Here is a 15,319-nt window from a genome sequence, read left to right on the forward strand (position 1 = left end):
CACCAAGCCATCGCGTTTTTCATTTCACCTCAACGTCGACACAGTTCGGCAAGGGCTTCTTAAGTCTCGTCGCGCACAATCCTACCGCCGGACGCGCTGCGTCTGCAGAGGAACGTGCCGAGGAGCCTGACATGGCCGACAAGCCGGAATACGTCGACCTCATCCGTGATGCGACGCGCCAACGCCGCAAGACACCGCCCGCCAAGATCATTGCCCAGCCCGAGGCTCCGAAGGAGGAGCGGCGGTTGTCGAACTGGCCGCCCGGCCGCTTTGCCAAATGGCGCCTGGAGACGCTGGTGCCTTGGAAGCTGAGTGTGAGGAATTGGCAGTTCAAGGATTGGCTCTGACCGCCGCGCCCCACTCCATCCCCTTGAAATGAGAGAAGGACGCCGTTGGGCGCCCTTCCTGCTTTGTCGAACTTCAAGTCCCGTCAGTAGTAGCGCCAATGGTGGCGGTGGCGATGATGCCACCGGTGATAATGGCGCCAGTGATGACCCCGCCAATGCCGATAGTGGCAGATGCGGCGCGGCCCGTAATGGGTCCAGACGACGCGGCAGCGGCGATAGGGATAGTAGTAGCCCGAGGTATAGACCGGCGCGTAATAACTGCGATAGCCGTAGAAGTGCCGGCGGTGATGGTGGAAGTACGGCCGGTAGGCGTAGTACGGACGATGATGATAGCCGCCGCCATGGAACACCGGCCGCGGGCCGAATCCGCCATGGAATGCGGGGCCGCCACCGTGGAAGACAGGACGCGGGCCACCACCGCCGAAGGCATGTCCTCCCCCATGAAACGCGGGGCTGCCGCCGCCCCTGAACATGGCGCCGCCGCCATGGAACGCCGGGCCGCCGCCTCCGCCGTGGAACGCCGGACCGCCGTGGAATCCACCACCGCCGGGATGCCCGCCACCACCGCCGCCATGGCCGCCGGGGCCTCGGACCTGAACGGTCAATACGTCCGAAGGCGTCTGCGTGGCGGAGCCGGCACCGGGACTCACCGGCGACATCGCAAGCGCAGGCCGTCCGGACGCGCCCGCCAGGACAAACAGTGTGGCCGCCGCAAGACTAAGGCGACGAGCAAGACCAGCGCGCTGGTCCTTCATCCTCATCATGGTCCCTTCTCCCTGAATGCTGTGCAACGATGGACCCATGCAGCGCCGATGCTGGTCGTCCGATCGGTGGATTGGCGCACCCCCAACATGAACGTAGAGATAGCGACGTGAATGCGGCATGAATGATGCACGTCAGTGATGCACGGTGCACGCGCATCTGCGGCGTGGCGTCGCGGCAGAGGAGATGCACCTGAGCCTCTGCGTCGTCGTGCAACTCAGGATCACGGATGCCGACGCAACGGCTCACGTGCTGCTCGTGCGGGGACTTCGCAACTAACGACACGCAGGAAACGCAGCGCGCCTCGCGGACATGGCCTCAATGGTAGAACGGCGTGAACAGAACCAAGGGGCCCGGCGGATAGGCCGGCGTGTAGTCCGTGGGACGGTCGAGATAGTGCGGCACCTCTGCCGTCGACACCACGGGCTTCAATCGGCGGCCCTGCCGACGCGGGCCAGCATCCGTTACGGTCTGACGCGCCTGCGTTACGGCTGGAGCTGCGGCGACAGGAGCGGTGGCGGCGGAACTTGCGAGCAGCATCGCCACCGTGACAACGCTGATCCCGAGCCAGGTTCTGTTGACTGATGGTTTCATGGCGAACCTCGTTGCCAGCCCCCATCAACGTACAGGCCCGCAAAGCGGGCCTGTTTGATTTCGGTCATTGTCTCGGTCGGCTCGAAAGCGCGGCTTACCAGCGGCCGTGATGGCGATATCCGTAGTGATGCGGCCGCCAGTGATGACGCGGATGGTAGTAATGCCGAGGATAGTAGTGGCGCCGGGGATGCCAATGGCGGCGGCCGTGCCAATGCGCCTGCGTGGTCTCCTGCGCCGTGCCCTGCTGCACCGCGGTCGCAGCGCCCGGATTGATCAGCGACAGCGCCTGCGCGCGTTCGGCGGGGGCAGCCATCGCGAGAACGGCGCCAACCGCCGCGATGCCCAACAGCTTCATCACAGTCATGAACTTCTCCCTCGATCGCCTGACATCACGTCCGGCACCGTACCTTCCGCCTTGTCAGTTGCCTGAAGGGCGGCCGCAGCAGCGCGACGCAGACCAGTCTCGAACGAGCGACGTGAATGGGACATGAAGACCTGCGCAGGAGCAGAATGCCGATATGTCGCGCATGGTTCCGCCGCAGTGCGCGACATATCGGCACTGTGTCCGGGCGGTAACATCAGGCAACGTCGCGATCGCGACCGGATCGCGTGCGCGCTTGCCGAGCCGATCAGTGCGCGGGACCCAGGAGTCAGCCGCGTCGCCAGACGCAACTCATATGCGGGACGATCACGGTGCCGCTCGGCCGATGCTCCGGAACATAGGTGGCATCGCATACACGAACTGCGTTCGGACCCGGGTTGAAGCGCGGCACCACGTCGGGCTGCCAATGACCCTCGTAGCGCGGATAGATCTGGATTCGTCGTTGCCGGCGCTGTGCGGAGAGATCCGTGCTCGCCTCAGGCGGCACGGCGCCGCGCACGCCGGCGACTTGCTCGGCTTGCGCTGCCACCGAGATCGAGACCACGACCGCCGCAGCCAGCGCCGCTCCGGCCAGCACCATCGACATCTGCCTCATCTGTCCCTCAAACCCCCAGTTCGCGCGTCACGGTCGCCGGTTTCATCCCCTGCGTCAACCAGCTCCGCCCCACATGTCATAGAACCAAGATGCAAGATGATCAAAGCCGGGCTAGAAGGCGGCAATGTGGACAGATCTGAAAGCCCCCTCGCTCGCCGACATGGAAGTCATGGCGCACGAGATGTTCGAGCGTCTGCCCGAGCATTTTCGCAGGATGTGCGAGGGCGTCATCATCCGGGTCGACGACTTTCCGACCGAGGAGGTGCTCGACGAGATGCAGTCCGAAAGCGAGTTCGACCTGCTCGGCCTGTTCCAGGGCACGGGACTGCCGTTTCGCAGCAACGACGACCTGCCGCGCCTGCCCAACATGATCTGGCTCTACCGCCGACCGATCCTCGACTACTGGGCCGAGCACGACGAGAGCCTCGGCCACATCGTCCGCCATGTCCTGATCCACGAGATCGGCCATCATTTCGGAATGTCCGACGACGACATGGAGGCAATCGAGGCATCCGTCGACTGACGAGCCGGCCGATAGCACCGGGATTTTGACTTTATCCGCCCTGCCGTTCGGGCTAAACAGCGGCCTGCCCGTATTCTCGAAGGTGCCCCCGATGGACAAGTTCACCACGCTGGAAGGCGTCGCCGCGCCGCTGAAGATCATCAATGTCGACACCGACATGATCATCCCCAAGCAGTACCTGAAGACCATCAAGCGCACCGGCCTCGGCAAGGGCCTGTTCTCGGAGCAGCGCTACAAGGACGACGGCAGCGAGAACCCGGATTTCGTGCTCAACCAGCCGGCCTATCGCAACGCCAAGATCCTGGTCGCCGGCGACAATTTCGGCTGCGGCTCGAGCCGTGAGCACGCGCCCTGGGCGCTGCTCGACTTCGGCATCCGCTGCGTGATCTCGACCTCGTTCGGCGACATCTTCTACAATAACTGCTTCAAGAACGGCATTCTGCCGATCCGCGTGTCGCAGGCCGACCTCGACAAGCTGTTCGACGACGCCGAGCGCGGCGCCAACGCGACCTTGACGGTCGATCTCGCCAACCAGGAGATCCGCGGCCCCGACGGCGGCACCGTCAAATTCGACATCGACCCGTTCCGCAAGCATTGCCTGCTCAACGGGCTCGACGACATCGGGCTGACGCTGGAGAAGAAGGCGTCGATCGACAGCTACGAGGCCAAGCTGGCCGAGCGCGCCTGGGCCTGAGGCCCGCCGAAGGATGGTGAGTTCGCGGGCCCCGGACCTCGTCCGGGGCCCTGTTTCGAGAGCAGCCCAGCAGGTCCGCCGTTGACGCGCGTATTGCCCGAGGTCGTCACCTTCTGGCGGGGGCCGCTCGACCGCCTGCGCCAGACCTGCCTGCGCTCGCAGCTCGCCGCCGGCCACAAGGTGACGGTCTACAGCTTCGATCCGCTGCCCGGCCTGCCCGACGGCGTCGGCAATGCCGAGGCCGAGGCGGTCCTGCCTTATGCGTTCTCCGAGCGTCTCAGGCCGCCGCAGCCGGACGGCGGCTGGCGCGATTGGACCACCTTGCAGTTCAGCGACTTCTTCCGGATGCGGCTGATGGCACAGCGCGCCGGCCTCTGGCTCGATGCCGACGTGCTGCTGCTCAGGCCGGTCGAGATCGACCCCGCCGTGCCCTATTTCGCCTGGGAGCGGCCGCGGCAGCTCGGCAACTCCGTGCTCTACCTGCCGCCGGAGGATCCGATCGTCGCCGAGTTCGCCGCGCTGATGGCGCAGGACGCGCTGACGCCGAACTGGCTTTCGCTGCGTCACCGCCTCACCTTTGCGCTGCGCCGCCTGCGCGGCGGCTCCGACCGCCTCTCGGACATCCGCGTCGCCATCTTCGGCCCTGCCGCGCTGACGGCGCTGGCCCGCCGCCATGGCTCGCTGCACCATGCGCTGCCGAAGCGCAGCTTCTACGCGGTGCATGCCGAGCCGAAGGCGTTCTTCGACCCTTCCGACTTCTCCGGCCTGATCGGCGATCCCGGTGTCATCGGCCTGCACATCTCGCCGAAGGGCCGCGGCGGCGAAGCGCCGATCCCGGGCAGCCTCTATGCCTGGGCGGCCGCACGATTTGCCCCGCGCTGACCTTCGCCGCGCAGCTTTGCGGCCGGCGCAGGGCCGATTTGCTGCTTGATCTACCGCAACGTCCGCGCGTCCACCCGGTGATTGATTGCGAACAATCATCGGAGACGTGTCATGACCGTAGACGCCAAGCCTTATCCGCGGGTTCAGTTCCTGATCGATACGTTCGCGCAATGGCTCCGGCACCGGCGTGAGCTGAGCGAGATCCGGCAGCTGGACCGTGACGATTTCGAGCGTATCGCGATGGACCTCCAGGTCACGCCGGCGGATCTCGACGAGCTGGTCCGCCATGGCGAGCACGCCGCCGACGAGCTGCCGCAGATGCTGAAGGCGCTCGGCATCGACGAGGCCGCGCTGGGGCGCGCCGAGCCGCTGGTGCTGCGCGACATGGAGCGCGTCTGCGCCATGTGCAAGGACAAGCCGCGCTGCCATCGCGATCTTGCCGCCGGGACGAGTGCCGAGCACTACGAGGAATACTGCCTCAACGCCCCGACCATCGACCGCCTGGGCGCCGCCGCGGTCAAGCACTGATCGCCGCCTCCCTCCCACCCAGCGGAGCAATGCGATGAGCCTGCCGAATCTGCACCGCAACACCTGGCTCCATGTCGGCGCCGCGATCCTGCTCGCGCTCGGCGCGATGCTGCTGATCCGGCTGCACAATGCCCACGGCGTGACGCCGGCCGCCGACAGCGTGCAGGCGGGACGCAAACTGGCGGAGGCCTGGTGCAGCACCTGCCACGCCATCGACACCAGCGGGGCGAGAGCCCAAACCACGGCCGCCCCCGATTTCGTCGCGGTCGCCAACATGCCGTCGACGACCGAGCTATCGCTCAAGGTGTTCCTGCAGAGCAGCCACCCGACGATGCCGAACGTCATTCTGACGGCCGAGCAGCGCGGCGACCTCGTCAACTACATCCTCAGTCTCCGCCGCACCTGACGCCTCACTTCGCCACCGCCGCGATCGCATCGGCGATCGCGATCGTGCGTCGCGCCATCTCGGCATGCAGCCGCTCGACCATGCGGCCGTCGATCTGGATCGCGCCGCGCGAGGCATTCTCCGGCAGCTCGAACGCAGCAATGATCTTGCGTGCCGCAGCGACCTCGTCGGCGGGCGGCGTGAAGATCGCGTTGCAGGCGTCGATCTGGCCGGGATGGATCAGCGTCTTGCCATCGAAGCCGAGATCGCGGGCCTGGATGCATTCCTGAGCGAATCCGTCGGTGTTGGCGAAATCGCTGTAAGGCCCGTCCAGAATCTCCAGCCCATGGGCGCGCGTCGCCAGGATGCAGTGGCTGATCATCGGCAGCATCGTGGAGCGGCCCGGCAGCATCCGGATGCGAGTCTCACGCGAGATGTCGTTGGGTCCGAACACGAAGCCGGCGAGCCGCGAGCCTTCCTCGTGCACGGTGGCCGCGAGCAGATCGGCATCGAGCACGGCACGCGCCGTCTCGATCATCGCCCATACCTTCAGCGCGGGATCGGCGCCGACCTCGGCCAAGCGATCCGTGACCAGGCGAAGGTCCTCGACGGTCGACACCTTGGGAACGAGGATGCCGTCGGTCGCCGCCTGTCCGGCCATGGCGACGTCGTCGCGCCACCACGTCGTATCCAGGCTGTTGATCCGGATCAGCAGTTCCCGCTTGCCGTAGCCGTCGGCCGCCACCGCCTTGGCGATCTGGTCGCGGGCGGCGGCCTTGGCGTCCGGCGCCACCGAATCCTCGAGATCGAGGATCAGCCCGTCGGCCGGCAGGTTCCGCCCCTTCTCCAGCGCGCGCGCATTGGAGCCGGGCATGAACAGAAGACTGCGGCGCGGGCGGATCATTTCGGCGTTTCCCTTGGTTTATCGACGCGGCCCGCGATACCATTTCGGGGGCCGGCCCGAAAGGCTTGTTCCCGGAAGGCGCATGTGTTTAGGCAAGGCCCATGATCTCGTTTCCGCAACGCCTGCTCGAAGGCTATCGCGCCTTCGCCACCCAACGCCTGCCGACCGAACAGAGCCGTTACCTCGAGCTCTCGGAGCGCGGCCAGTCGCCCGAAGTAATGGTGATCGGTTGCTGCGACTCGCGCGTCTCGCCCGAGGTGATCTTCGACGTCGGTCCCGGCGAATTGTTCGTGCTGCGCAACATCGCCAACCTGGTGCCGATCTATCAGCCGGACGCCAACGCGCACGGCGTGTCCGCGGCGCTGGAATATGCCGTCACCGTGCTGAAGGTGAAGCACATCGTCATCCTGGGCCACGCCCAGTGCGGCGGCATCCGCGCCTTCGTCGACAAGGCGGCGCCGCTGTCCCCGGGCGACTTCATCGGCCGCTGGATGTCGATGTTCATCAAGCCCGGCGAGGTCGTCGAACAGCGCACGCATGAGAGTTTCCAGGACTTCGTCACCCGGATCGAGAAGGCCGCGGTGTTCCGCAGCCTCGAGAACCTGATGACCTTCCCATTCGTGCGCAGCCGCGTCGAGGCCGGTGATTTGCAGCTCCACGGCGCCTATTTCGGCGTCTCCGAGGGCTCGCTGTTCGTGCTCGACAAGGCCAGCAAGGAATTCAAGAGCGCGCGCGCTGGCGAATAGCGAATGGGGAGTAGCGAGTAGTTCACCTGCCCTATTCGCCATTCGCGCCTCGCTATTCGCCGCCCATCAATGGTCACCCGACCAGCGGTCCGACAGCGCCAACATCAGGGTCGACACCACGAAGGTCATGTGCACGCCGACCAGCCAGGCGAGCTTGGTCGAGTCGTAGCCGGCGTCGAGATTCATGAACGCCTTCAAGAGCTGGATCGCCGAGATCGCGACGATCGAGGCGAGCAGCTTCTGCTTCAGTCCGGCGAAATCGACCTTGGTCATCCATTCCGGCCAGTCGGGATGGCCGCCGGGATCGATGCGCGAGACGAAGTTCTCATAGCCGGAGAACACCACGATCAGCACCAGATTGCCGGTCAGGCAGACGTCGATCAGGCTGAGCACGCCGAGGATGATGTCGCTCTCCTTGGCGGTCGGCAGATGGACGATGTTCTCCCACAGCAGCAGCACGAACTTGAACAGCAGGACGACCAGGCTGACGACGAGGCCGACATAGAACGGCGCCATCAGCCAGCGGCTCTTGAACAGGAAGCCTTCGAGCCCGCGCTCGAGCGGACCCGGCGCGTGCCTGGCGGCGTCCGGCGTCGTCTTCTCGCTCATTGCGTTCCGCGCCTCACCCTGACGACGTCTCCGCTCAGGCCGCCTTCTTCTTGGCCGTGATCAGCTTGCGGTTGATCAGGACCTCCGCGATCTGGATCGCGTTCAGCGCCGCGCCCTTGCGCAGATTGTCGGACACGCACCAGAAGGCGAGGCCGTTCTCGACCGTGCCGTCCTCGCGGATGCGGCTGATATAGGTCGCGTCCTCGCCGGCCGCCTCATAGGGCGTCACGTAGCCGCCCGGCTCGTGCTTGTCGATGACGAGGCAGCCCGGCGCATTGCGCAGGATGTTGCGGGCCTCGTCCGCCGTGATCGGATTCTCGAACTCGACATTGACGGCTTCGGAGTGACCGACGAACACCGGCACGCGCACGCAGGTCGCGGTCAGCTTGATCTTCGGATCCAGGATCTTCTTGGTCTCCATCATCATCTTCCACTCTTCCTTGGTGAAGCCGTCTTCCATGAAGACGTCGATCTGCGGAATGACGTTGAAGGCGATGCGCTTGGGAAACTTCTTATTGACCAGCTCGTCGTTGGTGTAGACGGCCTTGGTCTGCGAGAACAATTCGTCCATCGCATCCTTGCCGGCGCCGGACACCGACTGATAGGTCGACACCACGACGCGCTTGATCTTGGCCTTGTCGTGCAGCGGCTTCAGCGCGACGACGAGCTGGGCGGTCGAGCAGTTCGGATTGGCGATGATGTTCTTCTTGTTGAAGCCGGCGGCGGCGTCGGCATTCACCTCCGGCACGATCAGCGGCACGTCGGGATCCATGCGCCAAGCCGACGAGTTGTCGATCACGACAGCGCCGGCGGCGCCGATCTTGGGCGACCACTCCTTCGACACCGAACCGCCGGCCGACATCAGGCAGATGTCGACATCGGCAAAATCGTAGTGCTCGAGCGCTTTGACCTTCAGCGTGCGGTCGCCATAGGACACCTCGACGCCGACGCTGCGGCGTGAGGCCAGCGCCACGACCTCGTCGGCCGGGAATTGCCGCTCGTCGAGAATATTGAGCATTTCCCGCCCGACATTGCCGGTCGCGCCGACCACTGCGACTTTGTAACCCATCGTTCACTCTCCGAAGAAATATGGCCGGCCGCGCGTGTCAGCGGAAACCGAAGCGGCAGCGCTTCTATGCGAGAAACGTCCCTGACACAACGTTACCACGACGTCTCGCATTCGATGCAGTCCAATTCGGCCAGAACAGCCGCAGCGCCCCGATCCGGGTCCGTCCTGCAAGGGCTCAAGAGCTTCGCGGACGAGGTCTGCGGCACCTTTGCGCGCCTGTTCGCCTATGTGGGGGCTCTGGCGCTGATCGCCATGCTCGGGGTCGCCGGCTGGAATCATCTCGACGACGGCGACCCTTTGCCCGGCCGCGCCGGCTGGACCTTGGCCGACGCCGCAGTGCCGGCGTTCTCGCTTCGTCTCACCGACCAGCCCGACAGGACCGCCACCTACACCGTGCTCATCCACCCGGAAGGCGGCCGCAAGGACGTGTTGCGCTGGGGCGAACCCGCCGATCGCCCCGCTGCCGAGCTCGAGGTCTACCGGTTCGGATCGGAGCGCGATGCAAGGCATGATCCCCGGGCCGATCTCGCGGTCCGGATGGGGCGCAACTCCGCCTCCGAGCTCGAGACCGCCGGCGTGATCGACAGCCGGTTCGGCCCCGTCAGTCTGGTTCGCCGGGCTGGGGCTCCCGAGGGCGCCGGAGCCTGCCTCGGCTTTCTCAAGACCATCGCCGAGCCGAGCTTGCGGATCTCCGGCTGGTCGTGCCAGGGCGTGACGATGCCGATGCGCCGCGCCATGGTCGGGTGCATGCTCAACCGGCTGACCCTGCTGGCGCCCGACCAGCACCGGGCCCTGAGCCAGCTGTTCATGGGGTCCGATCAGCGGCGCGGCGGCTGCGACGAACCCGCCATCGCCAGCGGCAGCGCCGATTGGGTGACGTCGACCGCCAATCCGAGGCTGCGCGGCGCCTTGTGAATGTCTGCCTGCGTCCGGATGTTGCTGGGCGTGACCGCGCCCAATTCGGGCGTCCACATCGGCAGCCAAGTGACGGATTTTGATGCAACTTTCCCGCCACAGCGGGAATTTATCTTCGATGCGGCCGCGGGAATGACCTTGTGATGCCACAGCCGACCCAGATATTGTGCGGGCCAAATCATGCGCATGGCGAGCGCCCGCCCCTTTTGGCGCGAGGAAGAGGACGTGATGATCGAATTTCCTGCTGCGACCCGGGTCATGGCCTTGGCGGTGATCGCCGCGACGGGCCTTGCCGTCACGTCTCTTGCCGCCACCTCGGCGGATGCCGCCACCACCAAGCGCCGCGTGACGACCACCTATAGCAGCGGCAATCCGAACTATTCCTACCAGTCCGGCCCGCGCACCCGCATCTACATCACCCGCCGCTCGTTCCTCGACGGCGGCACCGAGGTGCTGCCGGGCGACCGCAAGTTCTCGGATTACGCGTTCCCGCCGGCCGTCGGCTATCCGTCGTTCGCCCGCGAGAACCTGAACCGCCCGATCGACCGTCAGCCGCTGATGGCGCCGTCCGATCTCGGTGGCTATCCGACCCGGATTCCGATCCCCTACTGAGGGCGGCCGCATCGTCAGATCATCAAGGCCGGGCCCCGCCCGGCTTTTTGTTGTTTTGCCGCGCTGACGTTCCATCGCGTCGTCATCGATCATGAGCTGGTCACTGCTCGATTTCGAACGTGTGAGACGACCGTTCGGAGACATGGCTGACACATCGCTACACGCCGATGGAGGCCAGCCTGCTCCACCCCTCAGTGTCATCCCGGCGAACGCCGGATCCATAACCACCGGCCGGCATGCCCTCCCGGTCTCATCGCTCCAGCGTGCCTCACACCCATGTCGGGGAGTCTGGGTCCCGGCGTTCGCGGGGACGACACCGGAATTTTCGGCACGACTGGTCATCCTCGCACCCGCTTTCGCGTCCGAGTCTTTGCTCGTCTGATCGCCCTCTCCTTGCAGAGGGCGCAGGGAAGGCCGGGCCTCGGCTGAGGCCCGTGGCCCCCGTGCGGAAAAAATGCACGGGGCAGGAACCACAGGTACAGCCGGATCGACCCGGCCTTCCCTGCGCGATGGTTTTCACGCTTACTCTACGCTCTCCCCGGTGTCCGGCCTGTTAGCCACCGTCGTCGTCGGGATCATCGCCCTTCCGACTTGGCGCCAGCATCGGGGCGCCAGGACCACGCAGCTTCACGTCCGCAAGAGCCTCGTTCGTCCGCATGCCCCTAGGACATGCTGCGAGCCCTCGCGGCCACCGCATTCCCGCCTCACGCCTCCTGACGATCGCGAAACGTCCCTCGCAAGCGAAGCGGGATGGAGGGAGAAGACCATGGATTCTGGAAAAACGAAAGTGGAATTTTTGGCGGAGGCCGACTGATCAAGCGGAGGAGATTGAAATCGCGGGCGAAATAAGTTCTTCGCCGCGAAGGGAATAGAGCCACGGGACGAGCGGCAACCTCCGTCAATCGCCATCGATCGCACCCGAGAGCTGATCTGATTTGCCCGACGAGCAGTCGCGACAAGCAAGCGTGCGAGTTGGCTACTCCGTCATGCCCGGGCTTGTCCCAGGCATCCACGTCCTTCCCAGGATGCCTCGCGATGTGGATGGCCGGGACGAGCCCGGCCATGACGACGCGGAGATGGACCGCCGCAAACTCAGATCATCATATGCGATCGCCCGGCCCGACCTCGCACCGGTCTCAATCGTACAGCACAGCCGCGATCTTCGGGTTGGTGATGTTGGACTTGTCGTACCAATAGAAGCCGGTGTCGGTGACCTTCGGCAGCTTCTCGCCCTTCAACGCCTTGACCGCTGACTCCACGGTGCAACTGCCGATGCCGATCGGGTTCTGGGTGATGGCGCCGGCCATCTCGCCCGACATGATCGCGGCCTTCTGCTGCTTGCCGGAATCGTAGCCGATCACGACGATCTTCTTCTTCATCTCCTTGACGCCGTTGAGCACGCCGATCGCCGAGCCCTCATTGGCGCCGAAGATGCCCTTGAGGTTCGGATTGGCCTGCAGGATCGACTTGGTGATCTCGGTCGATTTGAGCTGATCGCCGCCGCCATACTGCACGCTGACGATCTTGATGTTCGGATGCTTGTCCTTGATGCGCTTGAGGAAGCCGTCGCGACGGTCGATGCCGGTGCGGCTGGTCTGGTCGTGCACGACGACGGCGACGTCGCCGGCATCGCCGATCATGTCGGCCATCTTGTCAGCGGCGAGGCCCGCCGCGGCGAGGTTGTCGGTGGTGCAGGTGGTCAGCGGAATGTCGCTGTCGACGCCGGAGTCGAAGGCGATCACCGGGATCTTGGCGGCCTGCGCCTTCTTCAGGAGCGGAATGGCGGCCTTGGAATCGAGCGCGGCGAAGCCGATCGCCTGCGGCTTCTTGGCGAGCGCCGCGGAGAGCATGTCGATCTGCTTGTCGACCATGGCCTCGGTTTCCGGCCCTTCGAAGGTGATCTTGACGTTGGCGGCCTTCGCGGCCTGCTCGGCGCCAAGCTTCACCGCCTGCCAGAACTGGTGCTGGAAGCCCTTGGAGACGAGGGGGACGTAGACATCATCGGCACGCGCGCTCGCGGACACTCCCGCGACCATGAGGGCGCCGAGCGCGACGCCGACGAGATGCTTGCTCAACATTGGTGTTTCCTCTGCTCTCTTCAGTGACCTTGTCGTTACAGTGATGATCGTGGTCGTCGCCGCTCGCTGTCGGCGGGCAGCGCAGTCTTCAGCGCGACGTCGGAGCGGTGCTGGTCGCTGGTCCTCCTTGAAGGGTCAGGCGCGGTTTCGACGGAGCATGTCGGCGTAAACAGCGAGAATGATGATGACCCCGGTGACGACGAATTGCCATTCCTGGGCCACCGAGAGGATGCGCAAGCCGTTGGTCAGAACGCTCATGATGAAGGCCCCGATGATGGTGCCGAGAATGGTGCCGGTGCCGCCGCTCAGCGACGTGCCGCCGATCACGACGGCAGCGATCGCATCGAGCTCATAGCCCTGGCCGAGCGCCGGCTGGGCGGAATTGATGCGCGACGCGATCAGCAGTCCCGCGACTCCGCAGATGGCGCCGCCGAGGCCGTAGATGATGATCTTCCAGCGGTCGACATTGACGCCGGAGAGCCGCACCGCCTCCTCGTTGCTGCCTATCGCGAAGGTGTAGCGGCCGAGCGCGGTGCGGTTGAGAACGACGGAGGCCAGCACCGCCATCACGAACAGGATCAGGGCTGCATTGGGAATCGGCAGCGCCGGCACGAGCGTGCCGAGCAGCGAGTCCTGCGAGATCATCGAGAAGTTCTCGGTGTTGGTGAAATAGATCGGCTTGCTGCCGGAGACGACCAGGGCCAGCCCCTTCAGCACCAGCATCATGCCGAGCGTCGCGATGAACGGCGGCACCTTCATCTTGGTGATGACCGTGCCCGACAGCGCGCCGCTGAGCGCGCCGGTCACGATCGCCGCGACGATGCCGGTCCACATCGGCAGCTCCCAATAGGTGAGGAACACGCCGGCCATCACCGCGCAGAAGGTCATCAGCGTGCCGACCGACAGATCGATGCCGGCGGTGATGATCACGAAGGTCGAGGCGATCGCCAGCACGCCGTTGACCGCGGTCGCCTGCAGGATGTTGATCATGTTGTCGGTCTGCATGAACGCCGGCGAGGCGAAGCTGAAATAGACCAGCAGCAGCACGAGGCTCGCGAACGCCAGCAGCTTCTGCAGCGCTGCGGGCCCGAGCAGACGGCGCCGCAGCGCCGCCATCGCGCCACTCGGCGCGAGGCCATCCTTGACCTGATCATTGACCAATGCGGGGTCGCTCATGCCGTCAGCCTGCCTTCATGGTTTCGCGCTGGGTGGCCAGCTGCATGATCCGCTCCTGCGTGGCCTCGTCCGGCGACAATTCGCCGGTGATGCGGCCCTCGCACATCACGACGATGCGATCGCTCATCCTGATCACCTCGGGAAGCTCCGAGGAAATCATCACGATCGCCTTGCCCTGGTCGGCCAGCGCGCGCAGCAGGCGGTAGATCTCGTTCTTGGCGCCGATGTCGATGCCGCGGGTCGGCTCGTCGAAGAACAGGATGTCGCAATCGCGATCGAGCCATTTGGCGATCACGATCTTCTGCTGGTTGCCGCCGGAAAGCAGGCGAACCTGCTGCGACGCCGAAGGCGTGCGGATGTTCAGCATCCGGATGAAGCGGCCGGCGGTATCGCGGATCGCGCGCTTCCTGAGCATGAACTTCATTGCAAGGTAGTTCGCGAGGTTCGACATCACGACGTTGGACTCGACGTCCATGCCGGTGGCGAGGCCGAAGCGCTTGCGGTCCTCGGAGAGATAGCCGATGCCGTGGGCGACCGCATGCGCCGGCGAGCGGATCGTCACCTTGCGATTGTCGACGAGAATATCCCCGGACGGGACGGCGTCGGCGCCGAAGATCGCGCGCGCGACCTCGGTGCGGCCGGCCCCCATCAGGCCGGCAAAGCCGAGGATCTCGCCCTTGCGCAGGGTGAAGCTGACGTCGCGGACCAGCGGCCCGCAGTTGAGCCCGCGCACCTCCAGCGCGATCGCGCCGGCGGGCTGCGTGCCCGCGACGCGCGCGTCGCCCAAGGTGCGGCCCACCATCATGCCAATGATGGTCTCGATCGTGGTGGTCTCGGCCGGCACCGTCGCGACATACTCGCCGTCGCGCAGCACGGTGACGCGATCGGCGATCTGCTTCAGCTCGTCCATCTTGTGGGAGATGTAGACGATGCCGACGCCGCGTGCCTTCAAGGCGCGGATCATCTTGAACAGCTCGGCGATCTCGCGATTGTTCAGCGCGGCGGTCGGCTCGTCCATGATCAGGACGCGCGAGTTGAAGGACAGCGCCTTGGCGATCTCCACCATCTGCTGCCTGGCCACCGTCAGCCCGCCGACTGTCGTGCGCGGGTCGATCGACAGATTGAGCTGGGCAAGCAGCTCGGCCGCCTGCCGGTTGAGCCTGTCCTCATCGAGCAGCAGCCCGAACGCCTTCATCGGCTCGCGCCCGATGAAGATGTTCTGCGCCACCGTGAGGTGGTTCATCAGTTGCAGCTCCTGATGAATGATGCCGATGCCGGCGGCCTGCGCCTCGCGCGGTCCTGGAAAATCGACGCTGGCGCCGTCGTAGATGATCTCGCCGGAGTCCTTGCGGTAGACGCCGGCGAGGATCTTCATCAGGGTCGACTTGCCGGCGCCGTTCTCGCCCATCACGGCATGGACCTCGCCGGCGCGCAGCTCGAACCTGACATTGTGCAGCGCCCGGACGCCGGGGAAGCTCTTGCACAGCCCGTGAACGGAGATGAGCGGCGCAGTCATGC

General features: G+C 65.3%; 20 protein-coding genes. 10 read left to right on the forward strand and 10 right to left on the reverse strand.

The window, feature by feature from the left end:
• Nucleotides 1-131 precede the first annotated feature (131 nt).
• Nucleotides 132-347 (forward strand): hypothetical protein, encoded by a 216-nt coding sequence (locus QW861_RS27555; protein WP_315715897.1) that lies wholly within the window; start codon nt 132-134, stop codon nt 345-347.
• Nucleotides 348-430: 83 nt separating this feature from the next.
• On the opposite strand, the gene QW861_RS27560 is transcribed toward QW861_RS27555, so the two are convergent.
• From QW861_RS27560 to QW861_RS27575, 4 genes are all read right to left on the reverse strand, one after another.
• Nucleotides 431-1,111 (reverse strand): hypothetical protein, encoded by a 681-nt coding sequence (locus QW861_RS27560; RefSeq protein ID WP_316193715.1) that lies wholly within the window; start codon nt 1,109-1,111, stop codon nt 431-433.
• 316 nt (nt 1,112-1,427) lie between these two features.
• Nucleotides 1,428-1,703, reverse strand: a complete 276-nt coding sequence (locus QW861_RS27565) for a hypothetical protein (RefSeq protein ID WP_316193717.1) — start codon at nt 1,701-1,703, stop codon at nt 1,428-1,430.
• Between the two features lie 94 nt (nt 1,704-1,797).
• Complete coding sequence (locus QW861_RS27570; RefSeq protein WP_315715894.1) at nt 1,798-2,067, reverse strand: hypothetical protein; 270 nt, start codon at nt 2,065-2,067, stop codon at nt 1,798-1,800.
• Between the two features lie 286 nt (nt 2,068-2,353).
• Entirely contained in the window at nt 2,354-2,662 is a 309-nt protein-coding gene (locus QW861_RS27575) for a hypothetical protein (protein WP_410052338.1), read from the reverse strand.
• A gap of 142 nt (nt 2,663-2,804) precedes the next feature.
• Here QW861_RS27575 and QW861_RS27580 point away from each other — a divergent pair, with 142 nt between their 5' ends.
• From QW861_RS27580 to QW861_RS27600, 5 genes are all read left to right on the forward strand, one after another.
• Nucleotides 2,805-3,203, forward strand: coding sequence for a metallopeptidase family protein (locus tag QW861_RS27580; protein WP_316173403.1), 399 nt, complete (start codon nt 2,805-2,807; stop codon nt 3,201-3,203).
• 91 nt (nt 3,204-3,294) lie between these two features.
• A complete protein-coding gene (gene leuD / locus QW861_RS27585; RefSeq protein WP_315715892.1) occupies nt 3,295-3,897 on the forward strand; it encodes a 3-isopropylmalate dehydratase small subunit in 603 nt (200 codons plus the stop codon).
• An 81-nt stretch (nt 3,898-3,978) separates the two neighbouring features.
• The gene (locus QW861_RS27590) at nt 3,979-4,779 is read left to right on the forward strand and encodes a hypothetical protein (protein WP_315715891.1); all 801 of its coding nucleotides are present in this window, start codon (nt 3,979-3,981) and stop codon (nt 4,777-4,779) included.
• Nucleotides 4,780-4,890: 111 nt separating this feature from the next.
• Nucleotides 4,891-5,307, forward strand: coding sequence for a DUF6455 family protein (locus tag QW861_RS27595; RefSeq protein ID WP_316193720.1), 417 nt, complete (start codon nt 4,891-4,893; stop codon nt 5,305-5,307).
• A 34-nt stretch (nt 5,308-5,341) separates the two neighbouring features.
• Entirely contained in the window at nt 5,342-5,713 is a 372-nt protein-coding gene (locus QW861_RS27600) for a cytochrome c (RefSeq protein ID WP_316193722.1), read from the forward strand.
• 4 nt (nt 5,714-5,717) lie between these two features.
• Here QW861_RS27600 and QW861_RS27605 read toward each other — a convergent pair whose 3' ends face one another.
• On the reverse strand, nt 5,718-6,596 hold the full coding sequence (locus QW861_RS27605) for a CoA ester lyase (protein ID WP_315715888.1): 879 nt from the start codon (nt 6,594-6,596) through the stop codon (nt 5,718-5,720).
• Nucleotides 6,597-6,697: 101 nt separating this feature from the next.
• On the opposite strand from QW861_RS27605, the gene QW861_RS27610 reads away from it, so the two are divergent.
• Entirely contained in the window at nt 6,698-7,342 is a 645-nt protein-coding gene (locus QW861_RS27610; protein WP_315715887.1) for a carbonic anhydrase, read from the forward strand.
• Nucleotides 7,343-7,408: 66 nt separating this feature from the next.
• On the opposite strand, the gene QW861_RS27615 is transcribed toward QW861_RS27610, so the two are convergent.
• Nucleotides 7,409-7,951, reverse strand: a complete 543-nt coding sequence (locus QW861_RS27615; protein ID WP_315715886.1) for a TIGR00645 family protein — start codon at nt 7,949-7,951, stop codon at nt 7,409-7,411.
• Nucleotides 7,952-7,985: 34 nt separating this feature from the next.
• On the reverse strand, nt 7,986-9,020 hold the full coding sequence (locus tag QW861_RS27620; protein WP_315715885.1) for an aspartate-semialdehyde dehydrogenase: 1,035 nt from the start codon (nt 9,018-9,020) through the stop codon (nt 7,986-7,988).
• Nucleotides 9,021-9,134: 114 nt separating this feature from the next.
• Between QW861_RS27620 and QW861_RS27625 the strand changes: the two genes are divergently transcribed.
• From QW861_RS27625 to QW861_RS27635, 3 genes are all read left to right on the forward strand, one after another.
• Nucleotides 9,135-9,935 carry a hypothetical protein gene (locus tag QW861_RS27625; RefSeq protein ID WP_316193723.1) on the forward strand — a complete coding sequence of 267 codons (801 nt, stop codon included), beginning with the start codon at nt 9,135-9,137 and terminating at the stop codon, nt 9,933-9,935.
• Nucleotides 9,936-10,079, forward strand: coding sequence for a hypothetical protein (locus tag QW861_RS27630; protein WP_316193725.1), 144 nt, complete (start codon nt 9,936-9,938; stop codon nt 10,077-10,079).
• A gap of 84 nt (nt 10,080-10,163) precedes the next feature.
• Nucleotides 10,164-10,547: a hypothetical protein gene (locus QW861_RS27635; protein ID WP_315715883.1), complete on the forward strand. Its 384-nt coding sequence runs from the start codon at nt 10,164-10,166 to the stop codon at nt 10,545-10,547.
• Between the two features lie 1,136 nt (nt 10,548-11,683).
• Here the strand turns inward: QW861_RS27635 and QW861_RS27640 are convergent.
• The 3 genes from QW861_RS27640 to QW861_RS27650 all read right to left on the reverse strand — a co-directional run bounded on the left by QW861_RS27640 (nt 11,684) and on the right by QW861_RS27650 (nt 15,317).
• The gene (locus QW861_RS27640) at nt 11,684-12,625 is read right to left on the reverse strand and encodes an ABC transporter substrate-binding protein (protein WP_316193726.1); all 942 of its coding nucleotides are present in this window, start codon (nt 12,623-12,625) and stop codon (nt 11,684-11,686) included.
• 135 nt (nt 12,626-12,760) lie between these two features.
• Entirely contained in the window at nt 12,761-13,801 is a 1,041-nt protein-coding gene (locus tag QW861_RS27645; protein WP_316167787.1) for an ABC transporter permease, read from the reverse strand.
• A gap of 4 nt (nt 13,802-13,805) precedes the next feature.
• The gene (locus QW861_RS27650) at nt 13,806-15,317 is read right to left on the reverse strand and encodes a sugar ABC transporter ATP-binding protein (protein ID WP_315750602.1); all 1,512 of its coding nucleotides are present in this window, start codon (nt 15,315-15,317) and stop codon (nt 13,806-13,808) included.
• Between the last annotated feature and the right edge of the window lie 2 nt (nt 15,318-15,319).

This window comes from Bradyrhizobium sp. SZCCHNRI1029 (assembly GCF_032487555.1).
Classification (GTDB): Bacteria; Pseudomonadota; Alphaproteobacteria; order Rhizobiales; family Xanthobacteraceae; genus Bradyrhizobium.